The organism is Agrobacterium sp. AGB01 (assembly GCF_014851585.1).
Taxonomy (GTDB): Bacteria; Pseudomonadota; Alphaproteobacteria; order Rhizobiales; family Rhizobiaceae; genus Agrobacterium.
This window is the reverse complement of record NZ_JACVAB010000004.1, coordinates 24734-42133: the sequence shown is the minus strand read 5'-3', so window position 1 is coordinate 42133 and position 17400 is coordinate 24734. Positions and strand designations below refer to the sequence as shown.

General features: G+C 53.6%; 15 protein-coding genes. 13 read left to right on the top strand and 2 right to left on the bottom strand.

The genetic code is table 11. The features are described 5' to 3' along the window. Positions 1 to 82: 82 nt before the first annotated feature. The 9 genes from IB237_RS15015 to IB237_RS14975 all read left to right on the top strand — a co-directional run bounded on the left by IB237_RS15015 (position 83) and on the right by IB237_RS14975 (position 9815). Positions 83 to 1078, top strand: a complete 996-nt coding sequence (locus IB237_RS15015) for a tripartite tricarboxylate transporter substrate binding protein (RefSeq protein ID WP_192489503.1) — start codon at positions 83 to 85, stop codon at positions 1076 to 1078. Between the two features lie 57 nt (positions 1079 to 1135). Then, complete coding sequence (locus IB237_RS15010) at positions 1136 to 2551, top strand: MmgE/PrpD family protein (RefSeq protein ID WP_192489502.1); 1416 nt, start codon at positions 1136 to 1138, stop codon at positions 2549 to 2551. Between the two features lie 51 nt (positions 2552 to 2602). Continuing rightward, a complete protein-coding gene (locus tag IB237_RS15005; protein WP_192489501.1) occupies positions 2603 to 3052 on the top strand; it encodes a tripartite tricarboxylate transporter TctB family protein in 450 nt (149 codons plus the stop codon). Between the two features lie 4 nt (positions 3053 to 3056). Continuing rightward, entirely contained in the window at positions 3057 to 4562 is a 1506-nt protein-coding gene (locus IB237_RS15000) for a tripartite tricarboxylate transporter permease (protein WP_192489500.1), read from the top strand. A gap of 36 nt (positions 4563 to 4598) precedes the next feature. Beyond that, entirely contained in the window at positions 4599 to 6083 is a 1485-nt protein-coding gene (locus tag IB237_RS14995) for an NAD-dependent succinate-semialdehyde dehydrogenase (RefSeq protein ID WP_192489499.1), read from the top strand. Positions 6084 to 6149: 66 nt separating this feature from the next. Further along, positions 6150 to 7025: an SMP-30/gluconolactonase/LRE family protein gene (locus tag IB237_RS14990; protein ID WP_192489498.1), complete on the top strand. Its 876-nt coding sequence runs from the start codon at positions 6150 to 6152 to the stop codon at positions 7023 to 7025. Positions 7026 to 7042: 17 nt separating this feature from the next. Next, the gene (locus IB237_RS14985; protein ID WP_192489497.1) at positions 7043 to 7660 is read left to right on the top strand and encodes a glutathione S-transferase N-terminal domain-containing protein; all 618 of its coding nucleotides are present in this window, start codon (positions 7043 to 7045) and stop codon (positions 7658 to 7660) included. Next, positions 7657 to 8289: an RraA family protein gene (locus IB237_RS14980; protein WP_192489496.1), complete on the top strand. Its 633-nt coding sequence runs from the start codon at positions 7657 to 7659 to the stop codon at positions 8287 to 8289. Before IB237_RS14985 ends, IB237_RS14980 begins: the two co-directional genes overlap by 4 nt. A 173-nt stretch (positions 8290 to 8462) precedes the next feature. Next, a complete protein-coding gene (locus tag IB237_RS14975; protein WP_192489495.1) occupies positions 8463 to 9815 on the top strand; it encodes a PLP-dependent aminotransferase family protein in 1353 nt (450 codons plus the stop codon). Positions 9816 to 9873: 58 nt separating this feature from the next. Here the strand turns inward: IB237_RS14975 and IB237_RS14970 are convergent, their stop codons facing one another. Further along, on the bottom strand, positions 9874 to 12252 hold the full coding sequence (locus IB237_RS14970) for a TonB-dependent siderophore receptor (protein WP_246787971.1): 2379 nt from the start codon (positions 12250 to 12252) through the stop codon (positions 9874 to 9876). Between IB237_RS14970 and IB237_RS14965 the strand changes: the two genes are divergently transcribed. From IB237_RS14965 to IB237_RS14950, 4 genes are read left to right on the top strand one after another with little or no spacing between them, the layout of a single operon-like run. Then, complete coding sequence (locus IB237_RS14965) at positions 12251 to 13027, top strand: ABC transporter ATP-binding protein (RefSeq protein ID WP_192489494.1); 777 nt, start codon at positions 12251 to 12253, stop codon at positions 13025 to 13027. The genes IB237_RS14970 and IB237_RS14965 overlap by 2 nt on opposite strands. A 9-nt stretch (positions 13028 to 13036) precedes the next feature. Beyond that, positions 13037 to 14020: an iron ABC transporter permease gene (locus tag IB237_RS14960; protein WP_192489493.1), complete on the top strand. Its 984-nt coding sequence runs from the start codon at positions 13037 to 13039 to the stop codon at positions 14018 to 14020. Next, positions 14017 to 15048: an iron ABC transporter permease gene (locus IB237_RS14955; protein WP_192489492.1), complete on the top strand. Its 1032-nt coding sequence runs from the start codon at positions 14017 to 14019 to the stop codon at positions 15046 to 15048. Before IB237_RS14960 ends, IB237_RS14955 begins: the two co-directional genes overlap by 4 nt. After that, a complete protein-coding gene (locus IB237_RS14950; protein WP_192489491.1) occupies positions 15045 to 15998 on the top strand; it encodes an ABC transporter substrate-binding protein in 954 nt (317 codons plus the stop codon). The genes IB237_RS14955 and IB237_RS14950 overlap by 4 nt, the downstream gene beginning before the upstream one ends. Before the next feature lie 8 nt (positions 15999 to 16006). On the opposite strand, the gene IB237_RS14945 is transcribed toward IB237_RS14950, so the two are convergent. Beyond that, positions 16007 to 16882, bottom strand: coding sequence for a sucrase ferredoxin (locus IB237_RS14945; RefSeq protein WP_192489490.1), 876 nt, complete (start codon positions 16880 to 16882; stop codon positions 16007 to 16009). Positions 16883 to 17400 lie beyond the last annotated feature (518 nt).

Here is a 17400-nt window from a genome sequence, read left to right as displayed (position 1 = left end):
ATATTTCATACTTGATGTTTTTCCCAAATAATGACACAAACTACACATCGGAGTGGAGCCGATCACATGGAGGAGGAACATCATGACATCTAGAAGAGAACTTCTGCGCTATTCATGCGGGATGGCTGCGTTAACATTTGCCGCGGGCATTATGACGCTTTCCGCAACTGCGCTGGCCGCCGACACTTATCCCGACCGTCCAATCACGATTGTCGTTCCCTTCCCACCGGCTGGGCCGCCTGACCTTCTTGCGCGCTCTGTCAGCGAGAATCTTTCCAAGGCATGGGGGCAGCCGGTTCTTGTCGAGAATAAGCCGGGTGCCAACGGAGTTGTTGCGACACAATTCGTGGCGAATGCGAAGCCGGACGGCTACACAATCCTCGTTGGCAGCGTCGCCACTCATGTGATGAACCGGGCACTGCGTCCCGACCTGCCGTTCGACACGCTGAAATCTTTTGAACCTGTCACGCAGCTCGGTTTCACGCCAATGCTGATCACAGCGCATCCATCCACAGGTATCAAGACAATCGCCGAGCTGGTGGAAAAGGCAAAAAAAGATCCAGAATCCATCACCTACGCATCTGTTGGTCAGGGCAGTGCTGCGCACCTCGCAGCAGAGCTTTTCCAGTCTGCGGCAGGTATAAAGCTGGTGCATGTACCCTATGACGGTATCGCGCAAGCCAGCCTCGATTTGGTCTCGGGTAATGTCAATGTCGGGTTTTCCAACGTTGTGAATATGCTCCCAAGCGTCAAGGATGGAAAAAGCAATGCCCTTGCAGTGACCGACACGAAACGTGATGCGGTGCTGCCTGATGTGCCGACACTTGCCGAGAGTTATCCGGATGTAGATGTCCGGTTGTGGTGGGGTATTTTTACGCCGACTGGCACGCCATCGTCTGTCGTCGACAAGTTAAGCGCTGAAATCAATGTCGCGCTCAAAGACAAGGCCCTGATCGACAAATGGGCACAGTCGGCGACAACAATCGTCGGCAGCACGCCCTCGGATTTCAAGGCGTTGGTGGATGCCGATGCCGAGAAATGGAGTGGGGTCATCAAAGAAGCCAAAATTACACAGTGACCAACGACGGTCGTGGCGATGCCGCGACCATCCCAGAGTTTTCCAAAAGGAAATCCCATGAGTGTTGAATTGTCTCTCGGCCTCGCCGAGTTTGTAAAGAACGCGGATAGCTCAGAGGCAGGCGTCGATGCTGCGGAATTGGCAAAACGAGTAATCGCCGACACGGTTGCGGTTATTATGTCCGGTGCAGGCAGTGATGTCGCCCCTGCTATGTTGAGTTATGTGTCGCGCATGGGAGCGGGCAGTGTTCCTCTTATCGGGACTGACGCATATGCGTCAGCACCTGCCGCCGCGCTCGTTGGCGGAACATTCGGGGCTGCGTTGGATTTCGATGATGTTCTGTCAATGATGCCAGGGCATCCGGCCGCTGTCATTATGCCAGCGCTTTTTGCTCAATGTTATGATGAGCCTGTCTCGGGCAAAGCGTTCATCGATGCTTATATTGTCGGCCTTGAAGTTGGGGCGAAACTATCGCAGGGCGTCGGCATACGCCATTATCAACGTGGATATCACACGACCGGGACGATAGCCCTGTTTTGTGCCGTAGCTGCGCTGGCGCGACGCTTTGATCTTTCGGTTGCGCAGACGCAGATGGCGTTCAGTCTTGCTGCATCAACGGCAAGCGGTATCCAGGCAAATTTTGGAACGATGACAAAGCCGCTGCATTCCGGATGGGCCGCGCAGTCTGCGGTGATCGCCGTTGATTTGGTTCGCTCCGGTTTTACTGCCTCGCTCACAGCGCTTGAAGACAAAGGCGGTTATCTCGCCGCATACGGCACGGAGGAAAGCGATGCGAGCAAAGTACTGCCACTTCTGGGCAAGCCATGGACCATTGTGTCACCTGGTATTGCGCTCAAAAAATTTCCGACATGCTATGCAACCCATCGTGCGATTGATGGTGTAGCGGAGATCGAAAAAGAGGTCGGCCCCCTTCTGGACCAGTTGAAAAAACTAACCTGCCGCGTTGTCCCGGGTGCACTTCTGCCCTTGCGTTTCAATCGCCCTAAAACTGGCCTCGAAGGCAAGTTCAGCATGCCATATGGCCTTGCCGTGGCAATGGTCGATCGCCGCCTTACGATCGCATCTTTTGAGGATACCGCAGTCAAGCGTCCTGAGATCTGGGCTTTGTACAACAAGATCGAGGTCATAGAGGATGAGGCCTGCGGGGTGGAGGATCCCGATTACAACAAGAAGAGTGCTGGCACACGGGGTTTTGTGATCGTCGAAGCGGAGTTGCATGACGGGCGTACAATCACCCGCCGTGTTGATGTCTCTCCGGGTCACCCAAAACGCCCGCTCACTTGGAACGATCTGAACGACAAGTTCCTTGATTGCGCGTCAAGCTGCGGTGTCGACGGCACAATTGCACAGAGCGCCTTCGAAGCATTGAAGGACCTTGAGACGAAAGAAGACGTCTCGGCGCTACTGAGACCATTGATCCCGTCTGCGAAACGTACCGCCGCCGCAGAATGAGGAAACTAAGGTCCAGCCCTCAGAGCTGGAACGGGAGGAAGGGAGGAAACCATGAAGGAAAAATTTTACAAAACGCCGGACGGGCAGGCCGGAATATTATTTGCAGTGTTCGGTCTGTTCGTTGCCTGGCAGTCGCTTCAATATCCGCTTGGCCGCGCATCACAGATGGGCCCAGGCTTCTTCCCCCTCGGATTGGGGAGCCTTCTGGCCATCGTTGGCGCCGCGGTCATCATCAATTCCATTCGGACGAGCCAAGAGGTTGCCGAACCTTTTGAGTGGCGGTCGGCATTCTTCATTACTGTCGCCATTATAGCGTCAGGACTGCTGTTGTTGACTGCTGGCGTGTTTGTGTCGATCGCCGTCCTGGTGCTGGTTGCCTCACTTGCTGCTCGCCAAGGTAATTTGTGGTCAACGTTGCTGTCCGCTGTCGTGCTTACGCTGATGGCGTGGCTTATCTTCATCGTTGGTCTCGACCTTCGTATTCCACTGTTCTGGAATTGAAATCATGGAACTTTTTTCACATCTTGTGACTGGCTTCGAGACATCTCTCCAGCCAGCAAACCTCGCCTATTGTCTGATCGGTGTCATTGTAGGTACCGCCATCGGAGTATTACCGGGCCTCGGTCCACTGGCGACCATCTCGATGCTTCTGCCTTTGACCTATGCGCTCGATCCCGTTTCGGCGTTGATCATGCTTGCTGGCATCTATTATGGCGCGCAATATGGTGGGTCCACCACTGCAATCCTTGTAAACTTACCGGGTGAAGCTTCTTCAGTTGTGACCGCAATTGACGGTCACAAAATGGCCAATTCCGGTCGTGCGGGTGCAGCCCTTTCAATCGCGGCGCTGGCATCGGTTTTTGCCGGCACTATCTCCACATTTTTTGTTGCAGGGTTCTCGCCGCTGCTTGCCAGCGTGGCTTTGTCCTTTGGTCCGGCTGAATATTTTTCGCTGATGGTTGTCGGCCTGGTTGCTGCTGTCATTCTTGCCAGTGGCTCGCTTTTAAAGGCCATAGGCATGGTACTCGTCGGACTTATTCTCGGCAGCGTCGGTATCGACAATAATAGCGGTGCCTATCGTTTCACGTTCGGTTCCATTGAATTGTCGACGGGTATCGAGTTTGTCTCGATTGCCATGGGTTTGTTCGCATTTGCCGACATCATTGCGCATGTCAGCGACAAGACGAGCAACAAAACGGTTATCCATAAGATCACTCATCTGTGGCCAACACGACAGGATTTCAAGGACGCGACGCCTGCGGCGACGCGTGGAACTATTCTCGGTTCGATCCTTGGCATTCTGCCCGGTGGCGGTGCAGCCCTTGCATCTTTCTCCGCCTATACTCTGGAAAAAAGAGTGTCGCGCCATCCCGAGCGCTTCGGTAACGGTGCGGTTGAAGGTGTCGCAGGTCCGGAAGCTGCCAACAACGCCGCTGCCCAAACCTCGTTCATCCCGATGCTGACCTTGGGCATTCCCTCAAACGGCACCATGGCCCTGATGATGGGGGCGATGATGATCCATAATATCGCGCCTGGCCCGCAGGTTATCACGCAGCAGCCGGTGCTGTTCTGGGGTCTCGTCACCTCGATGTTCGTCGGTAACGTGATGCTTGTCCTCCTTAACCTGCCGCTGGTTGGAATTTGGGTGAAGCTGATTTCTGTGCCTTACCGTTATCTCTACCCGGCAATTCTGATGTTCTGCGTGATTGGACTTTACAGCATCCAAAACCAAACCTTTGAAATCACCGTCGCCGCGGTGTTTGGCTTGCTGGGCTATCTCTTCATGCGCATGAGATGCGAACCGGCACCACTGCTGCTTGGTTTCATCCTTGGACCGATGCTGGAATCCAATCTCAAGCGAGCAATGTTGTTGGCCAAGGGCGACGCAACGACATTCTTCACCCGGCCAATCTCCGCAACCATGCTCCTGATCGCCTTGCTTCTGCTGTTGTCTGTGGTCGTCCCACAGTTCCGCAAAAAACGTGAAGAAGTTTTCACCGAAGAAGCCTGATCAGCATTTGTCGATTTTAGAAGAAGGGTAGCTGTAATGGTTGTTCATGATAGCTTGCTTGCGCGCCTGCATGACAAAACCCTCGTGGTTGAGGCTGCAAAAGTTGGCACGCGGTGGGTCTACAATGCCACCGATGGCCAGCGTTTCGACGTCCACAATCCATCGACAGGTGTTATCCTGGCATCTTTGCCAGCACTTTCCGCTGGGGATGCTCGCAAGGCAATTGCTGACGCTAAGAAAGCACAACTTTCTTGGGTGAAAAAAACTGGCAAAGACCGGGCCGCGCATCTTATGCGCTGGCACCGCCTCTGGATCGATAATGCCGATGATCTGGCCACCATCCTGACCGCCGAGCAAGGAAAGCCGTTCACCGAGGCGCGCGGGGAAATTCTCTATGGTGCGGCATATCTTGAGTGGTTCGCGGAAGAAGCGAAACGCATTTATGGCGATGTTATCCCTGCACATGTCGAAAACGCACGCATTCTGGTTCTGAAGCAAGCAATCGGAGTGGTTGCAGCGATCACACCATGGAATTTTCCCAATGCAATGATTGCCCGCAAGGTTGCGCCAGCTTTGGCGGTTGGTTGCGCAATGGTGGCAAAACCCGCAGCCGAAACGCCGCTCTCGACTTTGGCACTTGCCGTGCTTGCCGACCGTGCAGGTATTCCCGATGGGTTGTTTTCGGTGATCACGGCCCGTAGCGGCGCTGAGTTCGGCCGGGAGGTGACATCGAATCCCGACGTTTCAAAAATTACCTTCACCGGCTCAACCGAAGTCGGGCGTATCTTGATGCGCCAGGGTGCCGAACAAATCAAAAAACTGGGATTGGAACTCGGCGGTAATGCGCCATTCATCGTGTTCGATGATGCCGATCTCGATTCGGCAGTAGAAGGTGCAATTCTCGCCAAATTCCGGAACGCCGGACAGACATGTGTCTGCGCAAACCGCATCTATGTGCAGTCCAGCATTCATGATGCCTTCGTGGCAAAATTTGTAACGAGGGTACGCAACCTCAAGGTTGGCGACGGTTTTGAGCCTGACACTGTGATCGGCCCGCTGATCAATCGTTCCAGCGTGGCAAAAGTCCAGGACCACATTGAAGACGCCATTAAACAGGGCGCTGTTCTTCTGACCGGCGGATCTCCCGATGGCGGAACTCATTTCGTTGAGCCAACCGTCATCATTGGTGCTTGCGCCTCCATGAAGGTCGCCACGGAAGAGACCTTCGGACCACTTGCACCAATCTTTCGTTTTGATGACGTCGACGAAGTAATCGAGTTGGCAAATTCCAGCGAATTTGGTTTGTCCGGCTATTTTTATGCGAAGGACATGGCCCGTATTTTCAAGGTGGCCGAGGCACTTGAGGTGGGCATTGTCGGTGTGAACACCGGTCTGATATCGACCGAGGTGGCCCCTTTTGGCGGGGTAAAACAATCTGGTCTGGGCAGAGAGGGCTCTAGGTACGGAGCCGATGACTATCTCGAAATCAAATATATTTGCCTTGGAGGACAATCCGCCTAGGCGGTCCGGTTTGGTGCTGATTGCGCTGGGCCGGCCAAACTTTCGAATAACAGGAGACTATAGACAATGGTTCAGATCGAATGCGTCGTTAAGTCGGGCGACCAGGTGGGCGAAGTTCCCGTTTGGTGCGACCGTAGCAACCTCCTCTGGTGGATGGATGTGCGTCGTCCGCGTGTACAATCCTTCAATCCGGCAACAGGTGAACACAAGGTTTTCCTGACGGGCGGACGGGCTCTGGGCAGTTATGCCTTGCGTGAAAACGGAGGAATGATCCTCGCGCAGGATGACGGCATTTATGCCTTTGATCCCGGTGTCAGCGAGCGCAAAAAGCTGTTCCATCCGGAAGAAGACTTGCCGGATAATCGCTTGAATGACGGTCGATGCGACCGCCGTGGACGTTTTTGGCTCGGCAGCATGAATGACAAGGTTCGACAGGATGACGGAAACTTTTGGCGGATCGGCACCGATCTTTCAGCGCGCAAATTTTTTGACGGCATCAACATTCCCAATGGTGTTTGCTTCAGCCCCGATGACAAAACCATGTACTTCGCAGATACGCCCAAGCGTATGATGTGGTCATTCGACTTTGATATTGATGAGGGCGTAATCTCAAACCGTCGGGTTTTTGCCGATCTTACCGCCAATCCTGGCCGCCCGGACGGCTCAACCGTCGACGCCGAAGGTTACATCTGGAACTGCGAATTCGCCGGCAAACGTGTTGTGCGCTATGCCCCGAATGGCACAGTTGATCGAATTATAGAAATGCCGGTCACCAACATAACCTGCGCCGGTTTTGCGGGACCAAACCGAGACGTTCTCTACGTCACGACAGCATGGCAAGGGTTGAGCGACGAACAGAAGGCAGCCGAACCGGATGCCGGCGGTCTGTTCCGTATCGACGTTGGCGTCAAAGGGTTGCCTGAACCACGGTTCCAGGGTTGAGAAAGGAGACGATAGTCATGAAGCTTTTACATGGTGGGCTTTCGCCATTCGTTCGCAAGGTAATGATCGTAGCACATGAAAAAGGCCTGGTCGAAAGACTGGAGCTCGTTCCTGCGCCCGTCAATCCATTACAGCCGCTGGAACTTGCTATCGCGATCAATCCGCTTGGCAAAATTCCTGCATTGACTGTTGAGGATGGCACCGTCCTTTACGGTTCAACGGTGATCGCGGAATATCTCGATGCATTCGACGGGGCGCCGATCTTCTTCCCGGCCGACGCGGCGAAATGGACTGCACTTCAACGCAATGCGTTGGGCGACGGTCTTCTCGAGGCCGGGCAATCGGCACGCATCGAAGGATTGCGACCTGAAGACAAACAGTGGGCGGACTGGAAGCGTTTGCAACTGCTCAAGGTCACGAATGGTCTTGATGCAGCAGAAAAGGATGCCACTCGACTGGCAACAGACCGCCTGACGATTGGCGAAGTGTCATTGATCAGCGCACTTGGCTGGTTTGATGTTCGCCTACTTGAGGCAGCCAACTGGCGAGAGGGACGTCCCAATCTTGCAGCATGGTTTGAAAAGGTTTCAGGCAAGGCGTCGGTCGCTGCAACGGCCCCGAAGGTCCCCAAATGACTGATCTTATCGAACAGGCGATTACCCTGGGGGTCGGCGTCGGCCAGATCAGCGATGCAATGGACGAACTCGGCTTGCCACAGAATGCCGCAGGTGGCTATCGCTTACTCGGCGGAAAAGGAGGCACCGTCTTTGGGCGGGCCTTCACCTTGAAGCAAACCCTGTTGAAACCCGGAGAAACAGGAATAGTCCGTCAAGGAGAGGCTGCATTAACATTGGCCAGTCCCGGTGACGTCCTGGTGATCGACGCCGGTAACGCGGGAGATGTCGTGACATGGGGCGAAGGCCATTCTCTGCGAGCCCAGATCAATGGCCTGAAAGGTGTTGTGCTCAATGGTGCAACCCGTGACAGCGAAGCTCTGGCTGCCGGACCCTTACCTGTGCTGTGCAGAGGTACTTCACCACTCCGCAGCAAAGGTCGGTTGCAGACCTTGGAAATTGGCGCACCGGTTTCGATTCACAGCGTGCAAATAAACGTTGGTGATCTGATCGTGTTCGGGGCTGATGGTCTGGCATGTATACCGAAGCACGACGTGAAGCATGTCCTGGAAATGGCTTGTGAAATTCAAACGAAGGAGATGCAACGCGACGCGGGCTTTAGAGACCAGATAAATAGGAGCGAGATTTAGGCGCTGCCGATATCGATGTCGATCTTCAATTTTATGCTACAATACGCTATGTTCGCTCCATAGATGTAACAGCGTTCTACGAAGACAGGTTTGGTTCCCTTCAACTGAATGTTGACGAGTGGGTCTTAATCAGTGACATCCGACAACCATGTCTTGGACAAATCGAGAACCTGATGCGCCTCAAATCTCCATGGAAGGCCCGCCTAACAGACGGTGAGGGCAATCCTTCGACCCGTTTGTTGGAAGCACTCTCCGACGACATTTTGTCGGGGCTTTTGGCAGGCGGCGACAGGCTTCCACCCCATCGCGAGCTTGCCTGGACGCTCGGACTGGGTGTCGGCACAGTGACAAAAGCTTACGCGGTGCTGGAACGGCGGGGCCTTGCACGCAGTATCAAAGGAAGAGGAACCTTTGTTGCATCGTTCCAATCGGAAAATCGCGCGACCATCGACTTCTCCGTCAATGCCATTCCGCCAATGCTAAGTGATCGTCTGTTGGCACGTACTCTCTCAACTGTGTCTCGCAAGATAGATGCTCAACATGTCCACTTGAGACCGCCACTTGCAGGCCATGATGCTCACCGCAGGATCTTTGGGAAATGGCTTGAGAGCCTGGGAATATTTGTTGAGCCCAACCGCATCATCCTGACCGGAAGCGGCCAGCAGGCACTCTGGCTGGCGTTCGACACACTGTGCGGGGGAGGGGGGCTGATCATCACCGAGCGACTGAGTTATCCCGGGGCGATAGCACTCGCGCGCCACAGAGGTCATCCAATTGCCGGTGTGGAGATTGATGAAGAGGGTATGGTGCCGCACGATCTGGCACGGGTTCTAGACGATCCAAACAATCAGCGGAGGCGAAGGCTGGTTTATCTCACGCCTTCTCTCCATAATCCGACCACTGCATCGATGAGCCTCGGCCGTCGGCAAGAAATCATCGGGATTTGCCGTCAACGTGACGTGCAGATTGTAGAGGACGGGGTCTATACGCTCGGCTCCAGCACTGACTACCCACCTCTCGTGGCACTGGCACCCGATAATGTGTTTCACGTTACCAGTCTTTCAAAAACACTGACGTCAGGTCTTCGATTAGGGGTTCTGGTTCTTCCCGAAAAATGGATTACTTCAGCTGAAGAAGCTCTGCAGATCATTCCACTGGCGGCTTCGCCTCTGGATTACTCCTTACTTGAAGAGTGGTTCACCAGCGGGGTTGTCGAAGCCACACGAACATCGCTTCAGGCAGAAGCCAGCCGCAGAGCACACCTTGCGGTTTCGCTGCTTTCTGACAGGAAAATCGTCACCAATCCCGCGGCGTTCCATGCGTGGATTCCGATGCCCCATGCGCAGGCGGAGGCGTTCGTGTCGTCAGCAGAAATGATGGGCGTTATAGTCACGCCACCAGATGCAATGCGCGCAGACCGCCAAGATAAGTCGACGGGGATACGGCTTTGTCTTGGCGGTCCCTCGATCGATGAATTATCGCGTGGCCTGTCGATTCTGGCAAAATTTCAAAGCGGCCCTGCGTGAGGGCAGGGCCGCTTTAAAGCTGTCACTGGTTGTTCAGTCTTCGTAGGCCGAGCTGCCACTACCAACGGATTCGGACGGACGCCATAACTTCCCTGTCATCGCCATATTGGCAGGAGGAAAACTCGCAATTGACGTAATCTTTTCCAAACAGGTTGGTGGCGTTGACCGACAGTGTCACGTTCTCGTTGACATCGTAGCGGACTAGAGCATCGACAACCACATTGGCGGGTATCCCATGATCGATACCTGAAGCACGGGTTGTTCCCTTGTAACGCACACCGCCTCCAACGCTCAAGCCTTCGACGCCCAGTTGCGCAAGATCGTAGGTCATCCACAAAGCGGCTTGGTGATAAGGCGTGTTTTCGCTGCGTCGACCAATTTCTTCTGCCACTTCACTCTTGGTAATTCTTGCGTCCGTATAAGCGTATGATCCAACCACAGTGAGATAATCCGTGAGGTCAGCTTTCGCTTCCAGTTCCAGGCCCCGTGCACGTTGCTGACCAATCTGGGTGAGGTCACCGGCAAGATTGGCTGAGACAACATTATCCTGCGTCAACTGATAGACGGCTGCACTGAACAGCATGTTGGTTCCGGGCGGCTGGTAGCGTATTCCGGCCTCAATCTGTTCGCCTGTGGTGGGGTCGAAGTTTATATCGTTGGTGAAAGCGCCAATGGATACTGGGAAGAACGATTGCGCATAGCTGATGTAAGGTGCCAGCCCATTGGCCGCCTCATACACCAGTCCCGCACGCCACGTCGTTTCCTGCGTATCGCGGGTAATCGTCTGCCCGGTTCTATGAATCCTAAATTCCTGGTCGGCGCAGTCGTGGCGCAAGCCCCACAGCACATTCCAGCGTTCGTAGAAATTGATATTGTCCTGAACATAAATTCCGTGCTGCGTGGTCGTGGTTTTACCGCCACGATTTAGGGCAGGGTTTTTATTCACCACAATGGGTGTTCCGTAGACCGGATTGTTCAGATCAATCGACCCAACCGCTGCACGGAAATTGTCAGAGTCATAGGATGTGTCATAAAAGTCATATCCCACGACGAAGGAATGTGACAGCGGACCTGTATCCAGGTCAAACGCAACATTCATGTCGTGGGTAAAACCCTTGGCTTGATCATAACGATCGCTATATTGACGCGCCAAAATACCGGTGGCGGCGGCATTGTTCACCGCCGCAGTGCCGGTCTGGGCCATTAGATAACGCCAATCAAGGTCCGATTCATAATAGCGCGATTTCGATGAGAACTTCACATCATTGTCAAACCGATGCGTGAACTCATAGCCAAGAGCACTCATGTCGCTCACCATTCGGTCGTAACCGGGTTCGCCAATAAATGTGCCCCGTTTCAGGAAAAAGGGACCAGATCCTATACCGTCAATAATTTGGTACGGGATTGATGCGGGAAACCGCGTGCTGCTTCGTTGGTAGAAACCGAGGACCGACAGCGTCGTATCGTCATCAGGGCTCCATTCCAAGGCGGGCGCAATGTAGAAACGATCGTCATTGCTGTGGTTCACCTGCGTATCACTATTGCGACCCATGACAGTGAGGCGATAGGACAGGGTATCGGTCAGGGCGTCGCTGAAATCAGCCGTAACCTGTTTGCGTTTGTGCAGTCCACCTTCAATGCCGATTTCACGAAGCGGTTCATCCGTCGGGCGTTTGCTGACGCCATTGACAAAACCGCCGGGCGAAAGCTGGCCGTAGAGAACAGAGGACGCGCCGCGCACAATGTCCACGCGCTCCAATCCGAAAGGTTCCTGAGTTCCGTCATAGGAATTGTTTTGCAGTCGCATTCCGTCACGCAACAAGCCACCTGTACCGGGTTCCACATCAAAACCCCGGATACGGAAGCGGTCCGCGACGCGGGAAAATGAACGTGGCTGTGCAGTAAAGCTCGGGGTGTAAGCAAGGACATCGGCAAGAGTTCGCGCATCGCGATCCTTAATTTCCGTTGCTGATACGACCGACAATGACTGCGGTGTTTGGAGGATCGGCGTGTCTGTTTTGGTGCCGCTATTGCTTGTTTGAGCCACATAGCCATCGATTGGCGCAGTAGCGTCCGTTTTAACAGTCACGACAATTGATTGGAGGACTGTTGCGCTCTGAGTATCCTGAGCGATGGCAACACTTTCCGCCGAAAGTAAGCAGGCCAATGCAGAGCTGCAAAGAAGGCTTTTGGTGGTGAATTTTTTGAAACGCTGGCGCATTGGCCCCCCAAACCTTGACGTTGCCACACAAACATGACACTCGCGGTCAACAAAGATGGGCGTCACTAACATGTGATGCACTTCTGGAAAAACGCTAAAGTGTCTCAACACACTTTTAGCATTGCATGCCATTTGGGGGCCGGTGTTACAGGTTGCCAAATCAGATTGAATCTTTGGTCTCGTCGTAACGACGTCGGCGCGTGGATAGACATACATGTTTTCGATAAGTGATCTAAATGTGTACCACGGTGACACTCATGCTCTGCGCGGTATCAATCTAACCGTCAAGGAACATAGGTTCACTGCCCTGATAGGTCCGAATGGTTCAGGCAAATCAACACTCCTTGGCGCGATTGCTGGAAATGTGCTTCCAAAAAAAGGCAGCATCTTTCTCGACTCAAAATCAGTGTCGTCCTATCCAAAGCGGGAGTTTGCCCGCCTGGTTTCTTTCCTTCCTCAACGCACACATACCCCAACGGGCATAAGCGTTCGTGAGCTGTTGGTACAAGGGCGTTTTCCCTGGCGAACTTGGCTGGGCAAATGGTCGAACAAGGATGAGGAAGCGGTCAGGCGGGCTGCCTCACTTTGCGAAGTAGAGGCGTTACTGGATAGGCCGCTCTCTGCCCTTTCGGGCGGCCAACTGCAACGTGCCTGGATTGCGATGACTTTGGCACAGGATGCCCCCATCATTCTGCTTGATGAACCGACCACCTATCTGGATGTAGCCAATCAATTGAGCCTTCTTGATCTCCTGGCCATGTTACGTGACGCAGGCAGGACCGTGGTTGCTATTCTTCATGATCTCAATCAGGCGGCGCAGTATGCAGAGGAGCTCGTGATGATGCGGGATGGCGAGATTGTCGCAGAAGGTGCGACACTTCGCGTTTTTACAGACCACAACATCGAGAATGTGTTTGGCGTACGCTCCAGAATGTTGGAGGACACTGTAACCGGCGGAGTGATCTGCATTCCTTCATCTCTCGAGACTTAGGCGGCTGACATGTTATCCGCCATTCGTTTAATACCGTTTATCGCACTCGCTATTGCTCTTGGCGTCGCTGCATTGGTGCATCTGGCATTCGGGGCACGTGTGCTTGATTGGGGTGTCGTGTGGGATGCAGTATTGTCTCCTGATTATACTAATCCACTCCATAACATTGTCCTTGATATGCGCATGCCGCGCCTTTTCAGTGCGCTGATTGTTGGCGGTGCACTGGGTTTAGCGGGCGTGCTGCTGCAAGCCCTGACGGAAAACCCACTTGCAGATCCGGGATTGCTTGGCATCAACAGTGGTGCTGCATTTTTCGTGGTTGGCGGATTGTTGGTCGTGCCTGATATGACGCTGGCGATGATCCCTCTTTTGGCATTTTCTGGCGCTATTGTGGCGGCATCGTTTGTTCTTCTCAATGCAGGAGTAGAACAACATCGCGCACGGCTCATCCTGTCCGGTGTCGTCATCAGTGCGCTGTTCAGCGCTCTGACCTCAAGCATTCTTCTGATGGATCAGCAAGGGCTTGATTCTCTCAGACGTTGGCTTGTCGGTTCGTTGGCGTTTGAAAGCGGCGAAGCAAGATGGCACACCCTGCCGCTGCTCATTGTTGCTAGTGGCATAGCAGTATTTAACATTCCCGGTCTCAACCTTTATCGCCTCGGGTCACACAAGGCCTCATTGCTGGGGCTGAACATTGGGCGTTTTCGAATATCTATGCTTTTGGCATCTGTGCTTCTCTCCGCGTCAACCGTGGCAATTGCCGGACCAATTGGTTTCGTCGGCCTAGTGGCGCCCCATGTCGGGCGGATGTTGTTTGGTAACAATCATCGCTACCTGATCGTAGCGGCCCCTCTATTAGGCGCTTTGATGGTGGTGATCGGCGATGTGGTCGCTCGCGTTGTCGTACGGCCGCTCGAACTAAACACCGGAATTGTTGCCGCTTTGGTTGGCGCACCAGTGTTTATCGCCCTTGTCCTTGGGAGGCTGAAATGATTCCAGCCTCGGTCGGCTCAGACACGACATCTAGAGATAAAAGGGCACGAAAGATTGTCGTTTTCATTTGCATCTTCATGCTGTTGTTTGCATTCTTATCCGTCACTTTCGGAAGTTATCCGATGACAGTAAGTGATGTCGTGACAAGCTTCAGTTCAAGTGATGACAAAGATATCCTTCATACGATCATCTACGACATTCGCCTTCCTCGGATTATGCAGGCTATTTTGTCCGGTATGGCAATGGCGCTTTCGGGTGTTACACTTCAGGTTCTGACCCGCAATTCACTTGCTGCACCAGGCCTCGTCGGCGTTGAAGCCGGAGCAGGGACAACAGTGCTTCTGGCGATGATTGTGTGGCGGTCGGACCTCACGGAAGAATTCTACCCTCTCGCGGCCTTCGTAGGCGGTGTCTTGGTGGCACTTTTAGTAGCAGTCCTATCCTGGAACAAAGGGGTTAACCCGCTACGCCTGATACTGGTTGGTGTCGGCATAACCGCAATTTTGAGTGCGGTTTCCGACACGATGATAACATATGGTCGCATCGACCAGGTTGAATCTGCTTTGTTGTGGTTGGCGGGTAGTCTTCACCATGCGGGGTGGGCAAATGTCCGCGGCCAGCTTTTCTGGCTGACTATTTCAGGGATACCCATTCTTCTACTTTATCGTCATTTCGATCTTTACCAGCTTGGAGAGGCCGTTGCAGGCAGCCGCGGACTGGATATCGGCAGGTTCCAGTTGGTCGGATTGCTGCTGAGTGTGATGCTGACAGCGTCCGCCGTGGCCAATGTCGGCACTATGAGTTTCATCGGGCTGATCGCACCACACGCATCCAGACTGCTTGTCGGGGATCGCCACCGGTTTCTGTTGCCGTTAACTGCCCTTGTCGGTGCTAGCATCGTACTGATTGGCGACACGGTCGGTCGGACGCTCTTTGCACCCCTCCAGATACCAGCCGGTCTGGTCGTTGCCGTAATCAGTGCACCCTATCTGCTTTTCCTGCTTTCGCGCAGAGGACATATCTCATGAGAATGCGAGCACTATTTGTAACGTTATTGTGCTTTGTGAGTGGTGTGACCGCTGACGCAAGTGAAGCGACAAGGACATTCACGAACCAGTTCGGAAAGACGGAAATTCCTGTTTCACCCCGCTGTGTGGTGTCTTTGCATGACTTCAGCCTGACCACGCAATTGCTGGAGCTCGGCATTACGCCCTGTGGCTCTTCGGGCCGCAAGCGACTGTTTAAAGGAACGATTTTTCGTGGTGCGTCGCAACGTTTCGATGCGTCCGCTATCCACTATATTGGTACCCATCAAGCGCCTGATATTGAGACCATCGCGTCCCTCAAACCTGACCTGATCGTTGGCCTGTCCTATCACGCAGCACTTCGCGAAAAGCTGTCGTCGATTGCACCCGTGGTTCTCCTGCCGGTGCGCGAAAAGAACATAGTCGAATATGCTGGACAATTGGCAGATATCGTTGGCAAGCAGGCACGCTTCAAAGAGTTGAACATGGAGTATCAGGGCATTGTCAACGCGTTCAAAAACCGTGTCCGCGATCCCGCCACCATCACTGTCACGCCAATGGAAATTTATCGCGATGGTTTTCGCCTCATCGGTCGCGGTGGCATGGAGGAGGTGATTTCGGACTTCGGGCTCGGTCACGTCCCCGCTTATGCAAACAGCTCCCCTGACATTCCCTACAGTCTGGAACGAATTTCAGATTTTGACAGCGATGTGATTATCGACACTTATGAAGAGATGTTGAGTGAAGAAGCGGAGACCATGGCATTTCGCTCAACTGCCCAATGGCGAAATCTTTTTGCGGTCCGCAATCGCCAGTTCCTATACCTTAACCGCAGCCGCTATGGAGAAACGATGAACGGCCTAATAGGCTCTGCGACCTTGCTTTTTTCGCATGTCGGTGAGCGTGAAGTGCTGCGGCAAGCTGACCTCAAAGAGGCGGCGCAGTCTCGCTAAGACCCGTATCAATCGATAGGTTCGACCGCTACAACCTGCCAGCGGTCAGCTGCTTGACTTGATCCCCTCGTGATAGTGTCGCACCGGGTATTCACTTCAAATGAATGGCGCGCCAATCGAATGCGTAGGCGGCGTGAAGACATGACAGCTATGAATTCAGCGTTCTTTTCCGGGTCTCTTGAACGTTCTGGACTTTCCTGCAGCGCCACCTCCCTGACACCATCACCGTCAGCATAGGTAAACGCAGCATGCTCTGCCACCTGTCTTGCCTCATCAAGCATTGGATTGCCGCGGTAGGCCGGAAAAAATGGAGTTCCGTTGGACAGAGCCTCCAAAAAAGCAGGCACAGCTTGAGGCTCGAGCCGGCCATATCTCTGCCGCGCGGGCAGGACAATCAGGGTAGCTGCGAAACGACAGCCGCCCAAATGGGTCGATTGCAGTACCCGAAACTTGGTTGGATCAGCTTTCTCTTTCAGTGCTTTCCAGGTGGAAAACCCGTATTTTGCGCAACAGGGATCCTGCTTGCTATCCGTGCAACAGAGTATGGTTATGCGCGTGTCAGGTTTACCATCCAATGTGCCACTGGATGCGATGTGTAGGAGGTGTTCTGCTGCCAGTTCGTGAGATGCGACAGGTAACACCTTTCCATCGACCGACAACGCGATATCATCGCCGTCAACCAGGGCAACATGCACCCCGGCCTCATTTGCTTTGACAATTGCATCAGATAGATCGACTGGCATTTCAGCCGACTGTGTTCTGGGAACCCGCCAGTGACGGCGGGGCCAATGTAACAGTGCATATCGGTTTGCAGCCACCCCTGAACCAGGCAGCGGCTCACCGCGGTCGATGCAAATATCCCGGCAAAAATGATGATTGGTCATAGGACATTGACTTACGGGATAGTCATAGCATCAGACAAGAAAAATCGCGCCTGAAGGTACCGAGCACTCGTACTGCATCGTCACCGTGTGGGGCAGGCGTACTTTGGCTCTCAAAAGTCATGCACGGTTTTGCCGCTTCGTTCACATAACGATTGTCGGCTGTTTCGCTCAGGGACTTCGTCTATCGCCAATCTGATAGGAAAGCCTGACGGGGCTATCCGTTGACGATACTTTGAATACAGATTGCGAATGACCGCTGACAAAGGCGGAGATGGATATTACTGACTACCGCTCAGGACATACTTCACCAATGGCTTCGTCGTCTGCGTAGCGCTGCACCTAATAGGGTTTAGATGTTCTCGGACAGCAAACAATACGCTGATTTGTGTAAGCTTGAGGCTTCCCAAGAGAAATATGCAAATGACCGCGTAAAACAGGATTGAATGGTCCGCAGAGTTCAGAGTGGAGAGCCGGCCAGACAGTTCACCTCGAAACATAATGACGATTACATATGTTAT

Bases quoted from the DNA above. Each gene is read 5' to 3' on its own strand.
- IB237_RS15015 (WP_192489503.1), top strand. From the start codon at position 83: ATGACATCTAGAAGAGAACTTCTGCGCTATTCATGCGGGATGGCTGCG.
- IB237_RS15010 (WP_192489502.1), top strand. From the start codon at position 1,136: ATGAGTGTTGAATTGTCTCTCGGCCTCGCCGAGTTTGTAAAGAACGCG.
- IB237_RS15005 (WP_192489501.1), top strand. From the start codon at position 2,603: ATGAAGGAAAAATTTTACAAAACGCCGGACGGGCAGGCCGGAATATTA.
- IB237_RS15000 (WP_192489500.1), top strand. From the start codon at position 3,057: ATGGAACTTTTTTCACATCTTGTGACTGGCTTCGAGACATCTCTCCAG.
- IB237_RS14995 (WP_192489499.1), top strand. From the start codon at position 4,599: ATGGTTGTTCATGATAGCTTGCTTGCGCGCCTGCATGACAAAACCCTC.
- IB237_RS14990 (WP_192489498.1), top strand. From the start codon at position 6,150: ATGGTTCAGATCGAATGCGTCGTTAAGTCGGGCGACCAGGTGGGCGAA.
- IB237_RS14985 (WP_192489497.1), top strand. From the start codon at position 7,043: ATGAAGCTTTTACATGGTGGGCTTTCGCCATTCGTTCGCAAGGTAATG.
- IB237_RS14980 (WP_192489496.1), top strand. From the start codon at position 7,657: ATGACTGATCTTATCGAACAGGCGATTACCCTGGGGGTCGGCGTCGGC.
- IB237_RS14975 (WP_192489495.1), top strand. From the start codon at position 8,463: ATGCGCCTCAAATCTCCATGGAAGGCCCGCCTAACAGACGGTGAGGGC.
- IB237_RS14965 (WP_192489494.1), top strand. From the start codon at position 12,251: ATGTTTTCGATAAGTGATCTAAATGTGTACCACGGTGACACTCATGCT.
- IB237_RS14970 (WP_246787971.1), bottom strand. From the start codon at position 12,252: ATGTATGTCTATCCACGCGCCGACGTCGTTACGACGAGACCAAAGATT.
- IB237_RS14960 (WP_192489493.1), top strand. From the start codon at position 13,037: ATGTTATCCGCCATTCGTTTAATACCGTTTATCGCACTCGCTATTGCT.
- IB237_RS14955 (WP_192489492.1), top strand. From the start codon at position 14,017: ATGATTCCAGCCTCGGTCGGCTCAGACACGACATCTAGAGATAAAAGG.
- IB237_RS14950 (WP_192489491.1), top strand. From the start codon at position 15,045: ATGAGAATGCGAGCACTATTTGTAACGTTATTGTGCTTTGTGAGTGGT.
- IB237_RS14945 (WP_192489490.1), bottom strand. From the start codon at position 16,882: ATGACCAATCATCATTTTTGCCGGGATATTTGCATCGACCGCGGTGAG.